Origin of the sequence: Paenibacillus sp. D2_2, from assembly GCF_031199965.1 — a bacterium.
Taxonomy (GTDB): Bacteria; Bacillota; Bacilli; order Paenibacillales; family Paenibacillaceae; genus Fontibacillus.
This window is the reverse complement of sequence record NZ_CP133605.1, coordinates 2733060-2749868: the sequence shown is the minus strand read 5'-3', so window position 1 is coordinate 2749868 and position 16809 is coordinate 2733060. Positions and strand designations below refer to the sequence as shown.

The window sequence follows — 16809 nt, the reverse complement described above, 5'->3', positions numbered from 1 at the left end:
GGACCTTCCTTCAATAAGGTTTACGTGTTCAAAGTAACCGATTTATTCAGATTACGAAGCGTAATTTTAAACCAACTTACGAGTATAATTCCTTTCAGCACACTGCTTAACGCAATTGACATCCACACCCCGTTCAATCCAAAAGGCCCTGACAGGACGATCGCCATTGGTATTCGAAGGGCTGTGAGAATGATGCTAAAAATTGGCGGGATATGCGTCTTGCCTATACCATTAAAGGCCCCTACCGTCATTAGCTCCATACACATAAACAATTGTGAGTATCCGATGATTCTCATATAATTTGCGCCGAGCTCTAAAGATTTAGAATCAGTCAGGAATAATGAAAAGAGTGGTTTGGGAAATAAAATAAACACTAATGATATTAAGACGCCGAAGGAAGGTCATCGTTAACAATAAAGCTCGGTGATAACCCTCTCGTATTCGTCCAATTTTACGTGCTCCATAATTTTGTCCAAAAAACGCCGCGATTGCACCTTGTAAGCCTCCTATTGTCATGTAAGAAATGGACTCAATTTGAATCCCTACCTTTTGTACAGCAATCGCTTCTGGGCCCCAGTTGACGATAATTTTTGCAATGATGATGGAGATTATCGTAAATGTTACCCTTTGGATCGTAATTGGAATTCCTAGCGTAATCACTTCACTCATTTCTTTCGTTTTAAACGGGTTGTTCTTAGCAAAAAGGTGAGTTTTCTTCGCTTCAAACACAAACAAAATAGTGACGAAAATATTCGCTATTAATGTTGCGATAGCTGCACCTTTAACCTCTAATGCAGGTATTGGACCAAGACCAAAAATCAATAAAGGATCAAGCAACATATTTATTAAAAAGCCGATTGTAAAGATTTTGAATGGTCGCTTACTGTTTCCTAGTGAATTAATAATTGTACTAAATAAAGTATTGATGATAGAGAAGCCTATGCCAATCATGGAGATCAATAAAAACTGAATGGCCATGGTTTCAACATGTTCGTTATCCAGCCCAAAGAAACCAATAAGACCTTTTTTAAATGTGAAAATTATCACCATATATAAGAGGCTAAGAATGATGGACATCAAAAAACCATTCTTGATATACACCCCGGCCTGTTCTTCTCTTCCTCCGCCAATGCTTTGGGCCACTTTAATCCCAGTTCCTATAGTAATCATGGTAGATAACGCGACCGCTAAATTCACAAAAAAACTAGCCGTTCCGATGGCAGCAACGGGATCGCTTCCCAATTTGCCAACCCATATCATATCAACCAGTCCATAAGTAGTGGATATGAAGTTTGTTGCGATAATAGGTAGTGTTAACTTCAAAAGTGTAGGGGCGATTGGGCCCTCAGTTAGATTCATCGTTCCTTTCATTCTCAAAAACTCCTTGAGTAAGGAAATAAACCGACCACGCAAGGCCGGCTTTATTAGAAAATTGTTTACTTCCCTGTTTCTAAAAACTGTTCTACACGCGCTTTGATTGCATCATTTTATCCTCGCTTGACTTACAAGGAATTTCTTCTAGAACGGATTTCGATTCTTCGCTTAACTCGGGTAAGTGAGTCAGTATTTCGCGTATATACGGTTTATCGTTAATATCAACAGAATAAAAGATCCATTGCCCTCTCCGCTGTTCTTGTACAAGGCCTCCATCTTTTAATTTTCGCATATGTTGACTGATATTCGGCTGTGTCATCTTTAATATTTCAACCAAATGACAGACGCAGGCTTCTTGGTGAAATAAAATATGGATAATGTTTAAACGTGTTTTATCACCCAATAACTTGAGTTGCTCTGCCATAATATCTATAGGAATCATAACTTGCACTCCTTTCCTTATTTTTCGGTCAACTATTTACAAAATTATTATATAAGCATTTACTTATATTATCAAGTAATTATTTAGTTATCAATATCGATAAGGATCTTCCTATGCCTGTCACACAAGGCAAAAAGCCCCTATCGGGGCTTTTAACCTATCATAGATACGATTTTTGTAGCAACCGTTTGTTGAAATGCCTGATCATGCTCAACAATAACCATTGTGGGATTAAAACTTTGAATAAGCTCTTCAATCTGCATGCGAGAATAAATATCAATAAAATTTAACGGTTCATCCCAAATATATAGATGAGCCTTTTCGCATAAACTTTTGGCTATGAGCAGTTTTTTCTTTTGTCCTCCAGAATAATGAGATATATCTTTCTCAAATTGAATTCGGTCAAAATCCATCTTACGTAATATAGATTTAAATAATGATTCATCAATCTCATGTTCTTGGATAAAGTCCGATAATAGTCCTTTCAAATGAGAAGTATCCTGCCTAACATAGGAAATGACAAGTCCAGAACCTAAATTCATTGAGCCTGTATGTTGTATCGGATCCCCTAAGATTAGTTTTAGGATACTACTTTTTCCGCTTCCATTCTTTCCGTCAAGTACAATTCGGTCACCAGGTTCAACCTTAAAGCTAATTGGTTGATTTACGATTTGGTCATCGTACCTGACAGACACATTAGACAAAACAATCAATTCTTTTGACTGAAATTCCAGTGGTTCTAATTTTAAAGACTCGGTTTTCTCGACATTTTTTAGCAGTTTTGACTTTTCTTCAATCGCTTTTTGTTGCCTTGATTCAATGCTCTTGGCTCTCTTCATCATCTTTGCCGCTTTATGACCTACAAAACCCTTGTCCAACTTAGAACCCGAATTCGTTGTTCCATTTTTTGAAGCCTCCACTTGATGAGACCAACCTGCTGAACGCTTTGAGGAATCTTTTAATCTCCCAATGTCTTTTTGCAGACGCTCATTTGTTGCCTCTTCATGTTCCTGCTGTCTATCAAAATTTAACTTCCATGAAGAATAGTTACCACTTTGAACTTCAATATTCGCTCTATTGATAGAGAGGATATGGTCAACGCATCCATCTAAGAAGATTCTGTCATGCGAAATCAAAATAAAGCTTTTCTTCTTCTTTAAATAACTAGAGACAATCTTACGTGCATCCGTATCTAAATGATTGGTAGGCTCATCAATTAATAGAAATTGACCTTCATTCAAAAATAGCGCGGCAAGCAATACCTTTGTTTGTTCTCCATTTGATAATGTGATAAATGGCCGGTACATGACCTCGGCATCCACATTTAGATAGGATAACTCACGAAGAAATTCCCAATCTTCTGCTTGGGGACAAATTTCTTCAAGAACCTCATAGGTATACTTATTTTTATCCGAAACGGGATATGGAAAATAGTTGAATTCGACTGAAGAACTGATTTTCCCACTATACTCATAATTGCCTAATAACAGATTAAAGAATGTTGTTTTCCCTCGTCCATTTCTACCGATAAATCCTAGTTTCCAATCCGTATCTATCTGAAAGTTTACACCTTCAAAAATATTATCAAAGCTGCTTGGATAAGAAAATGTTAAGTCTTGTACTTGTATCATTGACATGATAATTCCTCCGTATAAGTTTAATGGATATTAGTGACTTATACGGAGTACTACATGTGTAACGATCGTATCTGATGTGCTCATTTCTCTCTCTCCTTAATATAACTGCCATATAGTTAACTACAAGCAGCGTCTATATCAATTCCTAAATGACTTCTAATGGTCACATGAATACGAGATAGACATCTTCATTATATCGACCTTTTCATACACTTACTACTTCTTTAGTATGATCAATTGAATCATTGATGATCATCCGGAAGCTTTACGACTCATGATTCCAATTCCATAGAGTAACTTTACCGACACGGATACTGGACACGGCAGGGTCATTTTTCAGCTTCAGAATTTCCTTGGTAGGTCCGGTGACTACGGCGCCGTAGATATTTACCCCGTTTCTCTCCACGTATGCCAGCGACTTCTGAATATCGAATCCATAAACTATACGATCAGCAATAGATTTATGTTGATTCAATAAGCGAAGCGTTTTAATAAAGTTCTCGTCTCGTAGCTGGCCAGAACCGTATTCTTCAATGGCAGGATATGCGGTTATGGAGGAGCTCTCGGATCCCCAGAACCCTTTACTTACCTTGTGTTTTGTGACTTTTCCATCGTCTGGGTGCCAGAGTGGCATGCTTGGAAAACCAATGGGGTTCAGTATAACGCCGTCGTTACCGTGCCCATCTCCATGAACTCCATTATCAACAGCGAACCAGAGTGGTTCTAACTGCTTGTCTCGGAATTGCTGCAAAAATTCATCCGTCTTGTATAACCGGTTATAGGATACATATGCTTCAGCTACCGTCCCTTCAGGCATCATTTCTAATCTTTTCCATTCCTGATCACTGCTATGTTCCTTGGTCCCCGGAAATTGGAACACAGAGGACCGAACAGCCTCACTATCCGACCAAGTGAAGTCATATAATCGCAACCAGTTTAATAGGAGAGTTCCTGAAAATTCGCCTACCTCAAGATACTCGTCACCAACGCGTTTAGTCATTTTGCTCGTTGCATTCATACTTAAATAGGTTCCTGTTCCCCACTGATGTGAACCGTCACATTCGGATAAGTTACCGCAATGGCCGATTCTACCACATCTCGATAAATATCGTAACGGTTCGGATCTCCAGTCCAGTAGTAGAGGGCTGTTCCGATCGAAGTCAATACGGTAACAATGATATATAGACTAATCAGTGTAAACACCGTACCGATACGTGCTCGCCATTTCCCTTTTCTCAATAGGCTTGCCTCACGCTTATACATGTTCAGTTCTTTGTCGGTCACCCGATTAGCTCCCGGATTTCTATGCTCTTCCTCGCCATCCAGCATTTCATCCAGATAAGATTGGTAGATCTCCATTTTCTCCAGCTGCTGCTCCAGCTCAGCCCGTTCTTCATCTGACAGCTTGCCATTCTTGTAATCCTGAAGCTTCCGCTTGAAATCATCAGTCATCCTGATCGTTCCTTTCCTTGTTCTTCCTCAGTTGCTGCCTCGCACGAAATAGTAGAATCTTAAAATGCGACAAGGTAATCCCCATCACATCTGCACTTTCCTGATATGTAAGCTGGTGCAAATCGTATAATACCAATGCCTGCTTCTGAAGCTCTGGCAGCTGTGCGATCCACGCCATTAAGACGTCATGATCTTCTTTTTGCAAAACAACCGATTCTGGCCCCTTCCGATCATCTTCGGGCAACCGATGGAAAAATTCTTCGGATGATACGGTGCTACGCTTCTCTTTTCGTTTCATATCGATAAATGCATTGTAGGCCACACGGAAAAGCCAAGGCTTAACCTTCTCGTCTTTGTAATTCTCCAGATGTAGATAGGCACGGTAAAAGGTCTCCTGCACCAAATCCTCTGCGGCACCGACATCATCTCCGCACAGAGTTCGTAAATATCGGTATAGGTCCGGCATGTATTTCCGGTACACACTTTCAAGTGTGTTATGCTTCATCATTTATCCCCTCAACCTAACCACGATCCAATAACGGAAAGGTTACAGCCTTTCGAATAATTATTCCGATCATGTATTTGTACCCCTTCTATCCAATCCTGTGAGTCCCCTACAGTAGATCGTAAAAAGGACACCTCGATGGTGTCCTTATAATCTTCTATCCTGCAGGCTCCACAACTATATCCGTTTTCTGCTTTGCCATATTTCGCTGCGCCGTGATCAAACTATAATAGATCCCTTTCTTCTCAACCAGCTCTGTATGGGTCCCGATTTCGGCGATTTCCCCTTTATTGAGGACGATCAGCCTATCGGCATGACGGAGCGTCGAGAGACGGTGTGCTATCGCCAAGGTTGTACGGCTCTTTGTCACCCGGCGCAATGCTTCCTGAATCGAGGTCTCCGTATCGATATCAAGCGAAGCTGTGGCCTCATCAAGGATCAAAATGCGCGGATCATTCAGTACCGCCCGAGCAATCGCCAGTCGCTGCCTCTCACCTCCGGACAGATTGCCGCCGTTCTCATCGAGCCGCGTGTCGTATCCGTCAGGCAGCCGAATGATAAAATCATGCGCATTGGCGATCTTCGCCGCTTCTAGAACTTCCTCATACGTGGCATCCATTTTAGAATAGCGGATATTATCCAGAATCGTTCCACTGAAGAGAAAGGTCTCCTGCAGAACGACACCGATTTGGGAGCGCAAATGAGCCTGTTCGATCCGACGGATATCCACCCCGTCGATCAATATTTCTCCTTCATTCACATCATAGAAACGGGAAACCAGATTAATGAGCGTCGATTTCCCCGATCCCGAGTGGCCAACAAGGCCGATCATTTCTCCCGGCTTGACCTCAAAGCTGATCTCTTTCAGAACAGGCTCGTAAGACTTATAACCAAAAACAACATCATGGAACGTTATCTTTCCTTGAATGGAATGTTTAACGGAAGAATCCATATCAGTGACCTCCGGTTGCTCGTCAATCACCGAGAAGATCCGTTCAATGGAGATGACCGCATCGGACAGCCATCTGGGCAGAAACATCAGCCAAGAGATCGGCCCGTAGATCATGGCAGCGTATCCGCTAAATTGAACCAGCTCGCCTAGAGTCATTTCTTTGTCGATAATCATGTAGCAGCCTATAAGGAGCACAAGGTACTGCCCCAACTGGATCAAGTAGGTGGAAATCGGCTGCATAATACTGAATACCTTCTCCGATCGAAAGGTCGCGACCGCGAACTCGCTGTTGTACTCCCTGAATCGCTTGACCTCCCGCTCCTCTTTACCAAAGGCTTTGACGACACGGATACCGCTCAGCACGTCATGCAGATAGGAATTCGCCTTGTCATAAACTCTCCACTGCTTATGGAACAGCTTCCATAACACGCCTTTCCAGATGTATCTCTGTAGGTAGGCGACAAACGGAGCCGGCAGTAGTACAACTAACGCAAGCCGCCAATCGGCGGTAAAGAGCAGTACGCTTGCCGATACCAGGATGATAAGCTGATACACCGCCGTTGTGAACAGCTCCTGCATCAGGTTGCGGATTCGATCCGTATCCGAAGTGATCCGGTTCATGATATCCCCAGCACGCTGCGTGGTCAAAAAACCGAGCGACAAACTCTGAATCCGTTCATACACCAGCTTACGCAAATCTGCCGCAATTTCCGAGCTGGCTTTGGCCATGATCCGGCCTTTCACGATGCCAAGCCCTTCCCCTCCAACCAATACCAGTAACAAACCTACTATGGCTATAATAAACACATGCATATTAGGTGTTTCGCCCGCCGGAGGCTGCAGGGAGGAATTGACCAACAGTTTTTGAAAATAGGGCCCCAGCATGGATACCGCTGCAGCCGCAAGGATGGCCGTGAGCCCTACGGCAAATATTTTGTAATGGGTAAGAGAAACCGAGAGTAGTCGTTTGAAAGCAGCTGCCTTATTCATGCAATTCGGACACACCCTCGTACCGCGAATGAGCGAACCACCACAGTTCGCGCAGACCGGCTCCTCTTCATCGTTATAAATCCGGATTTTTCGCTGTCTGGACATATCATTCAAAATTTGCGCTATATATCCGTATCTTGCTGCATGCTTCATGGACAGTCTTGTTAGAATAAACTTGCTTCCGGCTTCTTCCCCTCAAGAACAGCGCTGCCGATCAGCGGAACCACTTTGTACGACCCAGCATCCGCAATGAAGCCGCTTTCTATTACAGCCCCCTTCTGAATCAAGGCCCATTTCTGCTCCCCGATTACGAAGTAGTTTTCTGCCCGTTTCCCGCCGAGCGTAAGATCCGCCGGCACACAATAGCGGATAGTTTCACCGACGGCCTGTGAGGCCACATGGAAATCACGCTCGAGCAGTGTAAAGTTAAGATTCATGGGTACCTCCCTACCGTAATGGTTCTACATGCATACTTCGACCATTTTATATTCCTTATCGCTTAATCGATCCAGGTAAGGGATAATAAACCGGTTGCCATCCACATCCACGATCAACAGCCTGTTCGCGCTCATCAGCTTGACATTCCCTCCACCTTCGCGAACCGTAAATCGGCAAAGTCCTGAAGAAGTTTCCGCTTCCCAATAGGAATAACCGAACTCCTCCTTCACCGACAACACCTTTGTGATTTCGGGGCAAAATAGCGCAGCTGGACCTGTTCTTCCAGCAGCCGCTGCGTCTCCTCCGGAAATTCATCCAGAGAGCGGATCATACCGATCTCTTCATTGTCTACCGTTCTGATCGATAAATAGATTCGTTTATTCGTATGAGGAAAGGAGCAGTGGATATAAACTCCAGAATATTCTCCAGTCCCCATTTTAACGTTCAACATATGGCCTTCCGTCCGGGTGAACGCCACATCTCCAGGAGTTAAATAACGAATTTGGGCAGCCTCGGCCAGATCGGCACTTCCGCTATGTTGTGAAGCTTGCGCACTGTCGACACCGTACTTACTCATACCATAATCACCTCATTCATCTTCAACGCTTCGTCATGTTTCCTTACCAGGCTGTGATAGGCCCCTTCCTTCATCATCAGCTGTTCATGAGTCCCTTCTTCCACAATCGTCCCGTGTTCTAGAACAACCAGATAATCGGCATTCCTTAGCGTGGACAAGCGGTGCGCAATAGCAATCGTCGTTCTTCCCCGCACTAACGTGTCAAGCGCCTCCTGAATTTGCAGTTCTGTCTTGGTATCCAGCGATGCTGTGGCCTCATCTAGAATCAATATTTTCGGATTGTGCAGAATCGCTCTGGCAATGCTAAGCCTCTGCTTCTCGCCGCCTGATAGATTATGTCCACCCGTGCCGACAATGGTATCGTAACCGTCGGGGAGCTTCTCGATGAAGTCATGTGCGCCCGCAACCTTGGCGGCATGAATCAAATCAGCGAGCGTGCAATCCGGATCGGCGTACGCGATATTCTCGGCAATACTCCCGGACATCACGTACACATCCTGGGATACGATTCCGATATGCTTGCGTAAAGAGGCGGTTGCTAAATCTTTAATGTTAAATCCATCGATCTGGATGTTCCCCTCATTTACGTCATAAAGCCTTGGGATCAAGTTGACCAGCGTCGATTTGCCGGCTCCTGAATGCCCGACAACACCGATCATCTGGCCGGGCTTGGCGTGCAGGGACACCCCTTTCAAGATCGCCTTGTTAGGTTCATAACCAAAGGTCACGTTCGTAATCTGAATTTCCCCGCGCATATCCGTCAGCTGCATGGCGTCCGGCTTATCTGCAACGTCAGGCACCGCATCATGAATTTCAAAAATCCGTTGCGCGGCGGTCATGCAGTAGGACCACCAGTTCATAATGTTGTTCATAAATTGAATAGGGCCATACAGCAGGAGCATGTAATTGATGAAAGTCATCACTTTACCGAAGGTTAAATCCCCCTGCATCACCTTCCAGCCGCCAAAAGCCCAAATCATAATCCCGCCAGCTTGTGTCAAAATATTGAGTATAGGAAACATTGTCGCGCCCATTTTGTTAAAAGATTGCTCTGCATGAGAAAAATCGCCACTTACCCTCTGAAAGCGGTCATTCTCCACTTTCTCCTTCCCAAATGCCTTTACCACGCGCGTCCCACGGATCGTATCGCTGATAATGGCATTCATTAAGCTCACCCTTTTATGCCTTCGAATGGAAAGACGCCATAACTTCGGAAACGCCCTGCGGACCAGAAAGAATACGAGCGGAAGCGGCAGCAAGCAAAGCAGTGTAAGCTGCCAATCCATGATAAGTAGAATCGTGATAATCCCGATGATATTCATGGCGTTCACTACAAAATAAGAAATTCCATCGATAAAGAAATACTGTAGTTCGGTCGCGTCATTATTGATCCGGGTCATCAGCTGTCCGGTTTGCTTCTTCTCAAAGAAACTTAATGACAAGCGCTGCATCGCATGGAATACGCTAGCCTTCAGATCAAAGGCGATATTTACGGACATCTTTGCATTGATGATTCCATAGATAACCCCAAACAACAGCGCCAATGTCCGGAAAGCGATTATCAGAATTATGACGAGTCCAATCCGTCCTGCGAAAGCCCCTTTCCCTCCAAGAGCCTGGTCAAACAACAGCGTCCCCTGCAGATAAGGAATCACAAGCCCTGCGGCTGAGTTCAATAGCATAAAAAACACGATCCAAAATATAGAAGTCTTGTACTTGCCAGCAAAAGACAACAGCCTGCCAAATACAGCATGTTTCTTCATACACTTAGGGCAGACTTGCCTGCCTTCCTCGGGATATATCATTCCGCACTTTGGACAAGCAGCACGCTCAAGGTCTTCATCCAGTTCCTGCTCAATCGGAATTTCGTCTTTCTTCAGCTTGTCAAAGACCCCCGCGAGTTTGGCAGCACGCTTCATGTGGCCATTCGTAAATGCGGCGATCACCCGTTCCTCCGGCGCCTTCATTACGATCATGCCGGAAGCGACCAGATTCATAATGGTCAAGGACTCAATCTCCTTGATCCCGATCTTCTCCATATCCCATTCCACAGCATTCGTTTCGGAAAGCGCTTTCACTTTTGCGGTATAACCGTTGTACGTCTTTTCCAGGTATGGTTCCCGATTGCTTGTCAGGATCAATACATACTCGCGGGTGAGCAGCACATAAGTATCTTTAAAGCCCTTATCCAATGTCCGGTCACACAATATCCAGATCAGCACCTGCTCTGGAGAGATCTCATACTGCTTCAAGGCATCTACGATTTCATTTGGAAATTTATCCATTGGTCCCTCAAATCCTCTAAATTTGTGGTTTGATCACATCACGTACCGACTATATTACACTTTTTGTGGATTCCAAGAAAGGGATAATTTACTTATAATCACAAATTACTACTGCTTCCTAATGAATTAATAATTGTGCTAAATAAAGTTCTGATGAACCAAAGTGTAGGGGCGATGGGCCCTCAGTTAGATTCATCGTTTCTTTCATTCTGCAAATCTTCTTGAGTAAGGAAATAAACCGACCTTGCAAGGTCGGCTATCTTAAAAAATTATTTACCTCCCTGTTTCTAAAAACTGCTCTACACGCGCTTTGATTGCATCACGCACCGCTCTAAATTGTGATATAATTTCATCTTCTGTTCCTGTGGCCTGAGCTGGATCATCAAATCCCCAGTGCCACTTCACTACATTCTTATTGGAAATGATCGGACAATGCTCATCTGCATGGCCACAAAGTGTAATAACATAAGTCGCCCGATTCAAAATTTCTGGATTTATTACATCCGATGAATGACTAGTTATATCAATGCCTGCTTCTTTCATGACCTGAACTGCTCTTGGATTTAATCCATGTGCTTCAAGTCCTGCACTGAGCACCTCATAACGATCTCCACCAAGATTTCTTAACCAAGCCTCTGCCATCTGACTACGACAAGAATTTCCCGTACATAAGAAATACACAACTGGTTTACTCATAAATATCACGACTCCCTAGTAGAAAAATACTTTCTTTCAAATCTACGCGCTACACTCACAAGAGCAATCAACACGGGTACCTCAACAAGTGGACCTATCACCGCAGCAAAAGCCTCCCCGAATTAATTCCAAATACACCAATCGCAACTGCAATCGCTAATTCAAAATTATTACTTGCCGCCGTGAAGGATAGCGAGGTACACACTTGATAGCTTGCTCCGGTTTTATGAGACAAATAAAAAGACACAAGAAACATAATAACAAAGTAAATGACTAATGGTATCGCTATGCGAACTACGTCTAGCGGAAGATTTACAATCATATCCGCTTTTAAAGAAAACATCATAATAATCGTAAATAACAAAGCAATTAGAGTTAGTGGGTTGATCTTCGGAATAAACTTCTGAACATACCACTCTTCACCCTTCGACCGGATAAGAAAAAAGCGCGTCAAAAACTGGCAACAAAAGGAATTCCTAAGTAGATTAGAACACTCTCCGCGGTCTCTCCCATAGTTATATTCACTTCAAAACCCGTGATACCGAACCACTCTGGTATCACTGTGATGAACACATAGGAAAACACGGAATAGAACAAAATCTGGAATATGGAGTTAAATGCAACAAGTCCTGCAGTATAGTCAGGATCACCTTTTGCTAAGTCGCTCCATACTAGTACCATAGCAATACAACGAGCAAGGCCAATCATAATAAGACCAATCATGTATTCAGGCATATCGCTCAAAAACAGAATGGCTAGAACAAACATGAGGATTGGGCCTATTATCCAGTTCTGAACCAAGGAAAGTATGAGTACCTTCCAATCTTTAAATACCCGCCCCAATTTCTCATAGCGAACCTTTGCAAGTGGTGGATACATCATCAAGATAAGGCCAATAGCAATCGGTACAGAGGTAGTCCCTACTTGCATCTCAGTCAATGTATTAGATACTCCCGTACCAAGCTTCCAAGCAAAATTCCTATGGCCATCGCAGCAAAGATCCAAACCGTTAAATAGCGATCCAGAAAAGATAATCTCCTAGTAGACTATAAGCATTCAATTATATAATCAAGTAATTATTTAGTTATTGACAGTGAATATCTAGTTGAATTATGATTTGATCAAAACTCAAACCGTAATGAGGAGAATACAAATGATTTCAACCAATTATCATGCACTAATTCCAAATCGGATCTTTATGGGTGGAGCGCTAGATATCCCTGATATAGTTGAGCATGAACGCATTGATGTGATTGTCGATTTACGCGAGGAGGCCACTCAATCAGCCTCAAATGATCCTAATGTTAGATGGATTAAAATCCCTCTAGATGATCATCCAACAGAACCACAAAATAAACTCTTTCATCAGGCAATTCTTGAAGTTGTATCTGCATATCGAAAGGGAGAAAAGGTTGCCTTTCATTGTGGAGGAGGAAAAGGTCGTACGGGTACTGTTGCTACCTGTATTTTAATGGAGCTTGGATTGAGTACGAACTTACAGGAAGCCGAGGCCCAAGCTAAGGAAATTCGCCCGATCCTCTCAATCAAACCTATTCAGATGGAAGCATTAGAGAGAATTTATGTCAATCATTCGGTATAAAAAACAGCACCTTTTGTAAGGTGCTGTTTTTTTATACCTTCTAGCTATTATCGATTATACTTTAAAAGCATCGAAGAGTAGATTCTCTTCAAATGCTGCATATCTTCCTCGGGAAGCATATCGAAAAGCGCTTGAATCAGTTCCTTCTGATCCTCGGTCACCTTCTCGACGATGTTATATCCTTTCTCTGTAATTACGGTATATACCACCCTACGATCGTCCTCCGCCCGCTCTCTCTTCACATAACCCCCGGCATCAAGCTTGTCGATCAAACCCGTCACTGCTGGAGGCGTAAGAGATCGTGCTTCAGCTAGCTCCGACACTTTCAGCGCGCCCCGCATTTTGAGAGTATATAGGATCTGATACTGTGAAAAAGATAGATTGTATTCTTTGGTGCAGACTTTGTTCAATTCATTCGACATATTCTTCAGCAATTGGCGAAACATCCCCGAAACCTCAAGCATGAGTTCCTTTTTAGGCATATTTTTGAAGCCACCTTTTATAAGCGATTCAAGTAATATACTCCGTCATTCGGGTCAAGTCAACTGAGTCCTCTTTTATTACGATATTGTAAAGGCGTGACACCGACTATTTTCTTAAAGACTCTAGCAAAATAGTTTTGATAATCAAACCCTACCGCGATGGCGATTTCGTTAATGGATTTTTGCGTATGAATTAACAACTGCTTGCTTTCTTTTATCCGAATTTGATTTAGATTTTCATTAAATGACTGACCGGTCTCTTTATTTAATTTGTCTGAAATATATGAAGGACTTCTTCCGAGCTTTCTAGCCACATCATCTAAGGTCAATTTTTCGAAAAAATGGGTATGCATATAATGAATCGTGCTTATGACTAAAGTAGAATAGTCCGGATTGGAGAATTCTATAACACTGGATGTGAACTTTAAAAAGATATCGCGCACTAATTTAATATAGTCGGACCTCGTTTGAATGCTTTCAGCTTTAAGAATAAATTGGTCTGCGAGCGTTCTTGCGTATTCATCATCTACTCCCCCTTCGAGTGCAAAGGAACAAGCGATTCCACACGCAGCAATAAGATGATTTTTGGATGACCGTAACTGATCGCCTTTCGCAAGTTCAATATTTTCTGATGCTAGTTTAAGAATATTTGAGTAGGAATCGAAAAAGTCTTGGATTGCCTTCAAGTCTCCCGCCAACATTCTTGATTTTAAATATTCGCCATGTATTAGAGGGAAATGATTAAATTCCCGTTCATAGTAAATATGAACAAGAGATAAATCCTGCGATTCTTGGACATTTTCTTCCCGTAGTAGAGTATATGTTTTTGGCTGGGGCAAGGTGTAAGTATCATTTGATTGAAATAGCCAGTTACATAAACGGATCAGATGTTGAAGTTTCTCTGTACGATCCTGCTCTGGTATAGGACCTAAGATGATATGTAGATTTTTATCTTTTAGGTGAAGAACATACAATACCCATGAATCAGGGGATAGAAATAAGAAATGCGGATAATCTAATTCCAGTATTTCATTCTGTCGCTCTTTCATGAGTGTAAAGAGATCTAAAAGGAAGCTCTGGTTCACAAGCTTGATTGAGGTCTTAGAGTCCGTAAAGAGAACACGGTATTAGATTCCATATCCACACCCGTAACGTATTCTCCAGAAATCAAATGTAAGCTTTTGGCCTGTTCCTTAACTAAACCAATATTAATCCCATCATTTTCTACCACAAATAACTCTCCTTATTATTATCTATAACTGAAAGATATTATCCAATTAGCAAATTAGACTTTAGTATACTTTGTTTTATCTTAGATAGCACTGACTAATTTTTTTGTGATTATGAATTTCGCTATTAAGAACATCCGCCAATGGAAATTTATGTGAAAGGGGTTACAAACTAATGAATACGCAAAATTTATTCCTTTTCCCTGTTCCTCGACATATTGTTTTTGAATCAGGGCTATGGTTAAAACCAAACCAACTATCCGTTCAGATTAGTCCATCTTCGTTGCTTGATCAAGGTGGTAGAGAATCTATGATCATCCATCGACTGCTTGAGATCACAAGTATGCCGTTTGCTGCGGTAGACCGGGAGCAAGAGCATAAGCCAGCCTTCTCGTTTAAATATAATGGCCAGATTTCTGAGCAAGGCTACCATCTGTCTATTCAAGAAAACGGCGTTACAATCGAATATGCGGATCTCGCAGGTTTGAACTATTCACTGATAACGTTGAAGCAAATATACAATCAGTGTAGTAATACTATTCCTTATTTGAAGATCAAGGATGCACCGGATTTGAAAGTCAGAGGCTTAATGCTGGATATTGGACGGGACAAAATCCCTCTATGCACTCGTTGTATAGACTGATCGACCTAATGGCGGATCTCAAAATGAATCATTTACAGCTATACATGGAAGGCTACTGCTTTGAATATGAGCGCTACAAGAGCTTTTTCCCGTATGAAACACCCTTGACAGCTGCTGAGGTTCAAGCTTTGGATCGGTATGCTACAGAGCGGTTTATTGATTTGATACCGAATCAAAATCTTTTGGGACATATGACTCAATGGCTTGAAAGAGAACCATTCTCTGAATTGGCTGAATGTCCGGAGGGTTATGAACTCGTGCCAGGAGTCAAGTTTCCTGCTTCCACCTTAAACGTCAAAGATCCGAAGTCATTGGAATTAGTTGAGAACTTGCTTAATGAGCTGCTTCCTAACTTTTCATCGCCGTTTGTAAATATCAATTTCGATGAACCGTTTGAGCTTGGGAAGGGAAAGAGCAAGGAAGCAGACAAGGATTCTAGTACGGCTGACCTCTATTTGGCTTTCTTGAAGAAAGTCGTGCAAATCGTTCGTAAACATGGAAAGAGGCCCCTTTTATGGGGGATATCATCTTCTTGCACCCTGAAATGATCAATGAACTGCCTGAAGACTGCATGGTGCTGGATTGGAATTATGCAAAAGTTCGCCCGTTCGAAAATCATTGCAAAATAATGAAAGAGTCCGGGAAGCCTTACATGGTTTGTCCAGGGACAAGCAGTTGGATGTCCATTGCCTGGCCGGACCGATAACATGCTTGGCAATATTGCGGATGCGGCCATAAACGGGAAAAAATATGGTGCGGCGGGCCTCATCGTGACGGATTGGGGAGATATGGGTCACTGGCAATATGCCCCTATCAGCTATGCGGGTTATGTTTATAGCGCAGGTTTAAGTTGGAATGCCGATTCCATCGCTACGGCTGAGGCAGATGTTGTGAACTATTTGAACCGCTCGGTATTTGAGGATGCCAACAACATAATGGGAAGTTTCGTACTTGAGTTAGGCAACTATTATCGTTTTGAGAATTTCCCGATTTTGAATATGACAGCGATGTTTATTCTGTTGACACCGCTTGGCGGTGGCTTGACTAATAGCGAGGTATTAAATGATAAGCTTAACTCTCTTTTTACATCAATTAACTATGGGATGGCCAATCTACCGCAAAATGAATCCATCGATTTCGTGCGAAATTTCCAATATGAAGAGATGAGGCGTTTCTTGGAGAGAATGTCGAGCAAACTTCAAGAGAGCAACATGGAATGTCCGGATAACCATTTGATTCGCGAAGAGTTCGACTATACGATTCGTCTCCTTAATCATGCGCTTGATCTCTATGAGTTTATTCTATTTGAACAAGCTAAGGATGAGGTTTGGAGAACAGAACAACTCAATCAATTGATCGATTCGATTACATCGATTCGTATCCGTTACTCTCAATTATGGTTAAAGAGAAACCGGATTGGCGGCTTAAATCGAAGTATTCAGCAATTCCTTAATCTACAAAACCAATATGAAACCAAACTTCAAGAGTGATCCATGTTCTTATAAAA

General features: G+C 42.5%; 18 protein-coding genes and 2 pseudogenes. 5 read left to right on the top strand and 15 right to left on the bottom strand.

The annotated features are described in order from the left end of the window. Nucleotides 1-20 precede the first annotated feature (20 nt). The 13 genes and pseudogenes from RE628_RS13995 to arsB form a co-directional block, all read right to left on the bottom strand. The gene (locus RE628_RS13995) at nucleotides 21-374 is read right to left on the bottom strand and encodes an MATE family efflux transporter (RefSeq protein ID WP_309159217.1); all 354 of its coding nucleotides are present in this window, start codon (nucleotides 372-374) and stop codon (nucleotides 21-23) included. Continuing rightward, on the bottom strand, nucleotides 328-1371 hold the full coding sequence (locus RE628_RS13990; RefSeq protein ID WP_309159216.1) for an MATE family efflux transporter: 1044 nt from the start codon (nucleotides 1369-1371) through the stop codon (nucleotides 328-330). Before RE628_RS13990 ends, RE628_RS13995 begins: the two co-directional genes overlap by 47 nt. A 91-nt stretch (nucleotides 1372-1462) precedes the next feature. After that, on the bottom strand, nucleotides 1463-1816 hold the full coding sequence (locus RE628_RS13985; RefSeq protein ID WP_375143082.1) for an ArsR/SmtB family transcription factor: 354 nt from the start codon (nucleotides 1814-1816) through the stop codon (nucleotides 1463-1465). Between the two features lie 152 nt (nucleotides 1817-1968). Continuing rightward, nucleotides 1969-3453 carry an Lsa family ABC-F type ribosomal protection protein gene (locus RE628_RS13980; RefSeq protein ID WP_309159214.1) on the bottom strand — a complete coding sequence of 495 codons (1485 nt, stop codon included), beginning with the start codon at nucleotides 3451-3453 and terminating at the stop codon, nucleotides 1969-1971. A 265-nt stretch (nucleotides 3454-3718) separates the two neighbouring features. Then, nucleotides 3719-4471 (bottom strand): anti-sigma factor C-terminal domain-containing protein, encoded by a 753-nt coding sequence (locus tag RE628_RS13975; RefSeq protein WP_309159213.1) that lies wholly within the window; start codon nucleotides 4469-4471, stop codon nucleotides 3719-3721. Nucleotides 4472-4473: 2 nt separating this feature from the next. Then, nucleotides 4474-4905, bottom strand: a complete 432-nt coding sequence (locus RE628_RS13970) for a sigma factor regulator N-terminal domain-containing protein (RefSeq protein WP_309159212.1) — start codon at nucleotides 4903-4905, stop codon at nucleotides 4474-4476. Then, nucleotides 4898-5413, bottom strand: a complete 516-nt coding sequence (locus RE628_RS13965; protein ID WP_309159211.1) for a sigma-70 family RNA polymerase sigma factor — start codon at nucleotides 5411-5413, stop codon at nucleotides 4898-4900. Before RE628_RS13965 ends, RE628_RS13970 begins: the two co-directional genes overlap by 8 nt. Nucleotides 5414-5567: 154 nt before the next feature. Beyond that, nucleotides 5568-7505 (bottom strand): ABC transporter ATP-binding protein, encoded by a 1938-nt coding sequence (locus tag RE628_RS13960; RefSeq protein ID WP_309159210.1) that lies wholly within the window; start codon nucleotides 7503-7505, stop codon nucleotides 5568-5570. A gap of 11 nt (nucleotides 7506-7516) precedes the next feature. Continuing rightward, nucleotides 7517-7789 carry a hypothetical protein gene (locus tag RE628_RS13955; RefSeq protein ID WP_309159209.1) on the bottom strand — a complete coding sequence of 91 codons (273 nt, stop codon included), beginning with the start codon at nucleotides 7787-7789 and terminating at the stop codon, nucleotides 7517-7519. 24 nt (nucleotides 7790-7813) lie between these two features. Further along, nucleotides 7814-8226 (bottom strand): annotated as a pseudogene (locus tag RE628_RS13950) (DUF1854 domain-containing protein). A 137-nt stretch (nucleotides 8227-8363) separates the two neighbouring features. Next, on the bottom strand, nucleotides 8364-10652 hold the full coding sequence (locus RE628_RS13945) for an ABC transporter ATP-binding protein (RefSeq protein WP_309159208.1): 2289 nt from the start codon (nucleotides 10650-10652) through the stop codon (nucleotides 8364-8366). 273 nt (nucleotides 10653-10925) lie between these two features. Then, nucleotides 10926-11348, bottom strand: coding sequence for an arsenate reductase (thioredoxin) (gene arsC, locus RE628_RS13940; protein ID WP_309159207.1), 423 nt, complete (start codon nucleotides 11346-11348; stop codon nucleotides 10926-10928). A 5-nt stretch (nucleotides 11349-11353) separates the two neighbouring features. Continuing rightward, a pseudogene (gene arsB, locus RE628_RS13935) lies at nucleotides 11354-12337 on the bottom strand (ACR3 family arsenite efflux transporter). A 164-nt stretch (nucleotides 12338-12501) separates the two neighbouring features. On the opposite strand from arsB, the gene RE628_RS13930 reads away from it, so the two are divergent. Further along, complete coding sequence (locus RE628_RS13930) at nucleotides 12502-12948, top strand: protein-tyrosine phosphatase family protein (protein WP_309159206.1); 447 nt, start codon at nucleotides 12502-12504, stop codon at nucleotides 12946-12948. 47 nt (nucleotides 12949-12995) lie between these two features. Here the strand turns inward: RE628_RS13930 and RE628_RS13925 are convergent, their stop codons facing one another. Then, nucleotides 12996-13430: a MarR family winged helix-turn-helix transcriptional regulator gene (locus RE628_RS13925; RefSeq protein WP_309159205.1), complete on the bottom strand. Its 435-nt coding sequence runs from the start codon at nucleotides 13428-13430 to the stop codon at nucleotides 12996-12998. Nucleotides 13431-13489: 59 nt separating this feature from the next. Then, nucleotides 13490-14479 carry a helix-turn-helix transcriptional regulator gene (locus RE628_RS13920; RefSeq protein WP_309159204.1) on the bottom strand — a complete coding sequence of 330 codons (990 nt, stop codon included), beginning with the start codon at nucleotides 14477-14479 and terminating at the stop codon, nucleotides 13490-13492. Between the two features lie 355 nt (nucleotides 14480-14834). On the opposite strand from RE628_RS13920, the gene RE628_RS13915 reads away from it, so the two are divergent. The 4 genes from RE628_RS13915 to RE628_RS13900 are packed head-to-tail and all read left to right on the top strand — an operon-like array spanning nucleotide 14835 to nucleotide 16792. Beyond that, the gene (locus RE628_RS13915; RefSeq protein ID WP_375143081.1) at nucleotides 14835-15302 is read left to right on the top strand and encodes a glycoside hydrolase family 20 zincin-like fold domain-containing protein; all 468 of its coding nucleotides are present in this window, start codon (nucleotides 14835-14837) and stop codon (nucleotides 15300-15302) included. Nucleotides 15303-15325: 23 nt separating this feature from the next. Beyond that, complete coding sequence (locus RE628_RS13910) at nucleotides 15326-15850, top strand: family 20 glycosylhydrolase (protein ID WP_309159202.1); 525 nt, start codon at nucleotides 15326-15328, stop codon at nucleotides 15848-15850. Continuing rightward, complete coding sequence (locus tag RE628_RS13905) at nucleotides 15847-16008, top strand: hypothetical protein (RefSeq protein WP_309159201.1); 162 nt, start codon at nucleotides 15847-15849, stop codon at nucleotides 16006-16008. The genes RE628_RS13910 and RE628_RS13905 overlap by 4 nt, the downstream gene beginning before the upstream one ends. A gap of 1 nt (nucleotide 16009) precedes the next feature. Next, nucleotides 16010-16792, top strand: coding sequence for a hypothetical protein (locus RE628_RS13900; protein WP_309159200.1), 783 nt, complete (start codon nucleotides 16010-16012; stop codon nucleotides 16790-16792). Nucleotides 16793-16809 lie beyond the last annotated feature (17 nt).

What these genes read in the sequence shown, in the direction of transcription:
- RE628_RS13945 (WP_309159208.1), bottom strand. Translation starts at nt 10,652, where the DNA reads ATGGATAAATTTCCAAATGAAATCGTAGATGCCTTGAAGCAGTATGAG.
- RE628_RS13990 (WP_309159216.1), bottom strand. Translation starts at nt 1,371, where the DNA reads ATGAAAGGAACGATGAATCTAACTGAGGGCCCAATCGCCCCTACACTT.
- RE628_RS13960 (WP_309159210.1), bottom strand. Translation starts at nt 7,505, where the DNA reads ATGAAGCATGCAGCAAGATACGGATATATAGCGCAAATTTTGAATGAT.
- RE628_RS13970 (WP_309159212.1), bottom strand. Translation starts at nt 4,905, where the DNA reads ATGACTGATGATTTCAAGCGGAAGCTTCAGGATTACAAGAATGGCAAG.
- RE628_RS13905 (WP_309159201.1), top strand. Translation starts at nt 15,847, where the DNA reads ATGATCAATGAACTGCCTGAAGACTGCATGGTGCTGGATTGGAATTAT.
- RE628_RS13925 (WP_309159205.1), bottom strand. Translation starts at nt 13,430, where the DNA reads ATGCCTAAAAAGGAACTCATGCTTGAGGTTTCGGGGATGTTTCGCCAA.
- RE628_RS13985 (WP_375143082.1), bottom strand. Translation starts at nt 1,816, where the DNA reads ATGATTCCTATAGATATTATGGCAGAGCAACTCAAGTTATTGGGTGAT.
- RE628_RS13910 (WP_309159202.1), top strand. Translation starts at nt 15,326, where the DNA reads ATGAATCATTTACAGCTATACATGGAAGGCTACTGCTTTGAATATGAG.
- RE628_RS13965 (WP_309159211.1), bottom strand. Translation starts at nt 5,413, where the DNA reads ATGATGAAGCATAACACACTTGAAAGTGTGTACCGGAAATACATGCCG.
- RE628_RS13980 (WP_309159214.1), bottom strand. Translation starts at nt 3,453, where the DNA reads ATGTCAATGATACAAGTACAAGACTTAACATTTTCTTATCCAAGCAGC.
- RE628_RS13915 (WP_375143081.1), top strand. Translation starts at nt 14,835, where the DNA reads ATGAATACGCAAAATTTATTCCTTTTCCCTGTTCCTCGACATATTGTT.
- RE628_RS13955 (WP_309159209.1), bottom strand. Translation starts at nt 7,789, where the DNA reads ATGAATCTTAACTTTACACTGCTCGAGCGTGATTTCCATGTGGCCTCA.
- RE628_RS13930 (WP_309159206.1), top strand. Translation starts at nt 12,502, where the DNA reads ATGATTTCAACCAATTATCATGCACTAATTCCAAATCGGATCTTTATG.
- RE628_RS13920 (WP_309159204.1), bottom strand. Translation starts at nt 14,479, where the DNA reads ATGAAAGAGCGACAGAATGAAATACTGGAATTAGATTATCCGCATTTC.
- arsC (WP_309159207.1), bottom strand. Translation starts at nt 11,348, where the DNA reads ATGAGTAAACCAGTTGTGTATTTCTTATGTACGGGAAATTCTTGTCGT.
- RE628_RS13900 (WP_309159200.1), top strand. Translation starts at nt 16,010, where the DNA reads ATGCTTGGCAATATTGCGGATGCGGCCATAAACGGGAAAAAATATGGT.
- RE628_RS13975 (WP_309159213.1), bottom strand. Translation starts at nt 4,471, where the DNA reads ATGAATGCAACGAGCAAAATGACTAAACGCGTTGGTGACGAGTATCTT.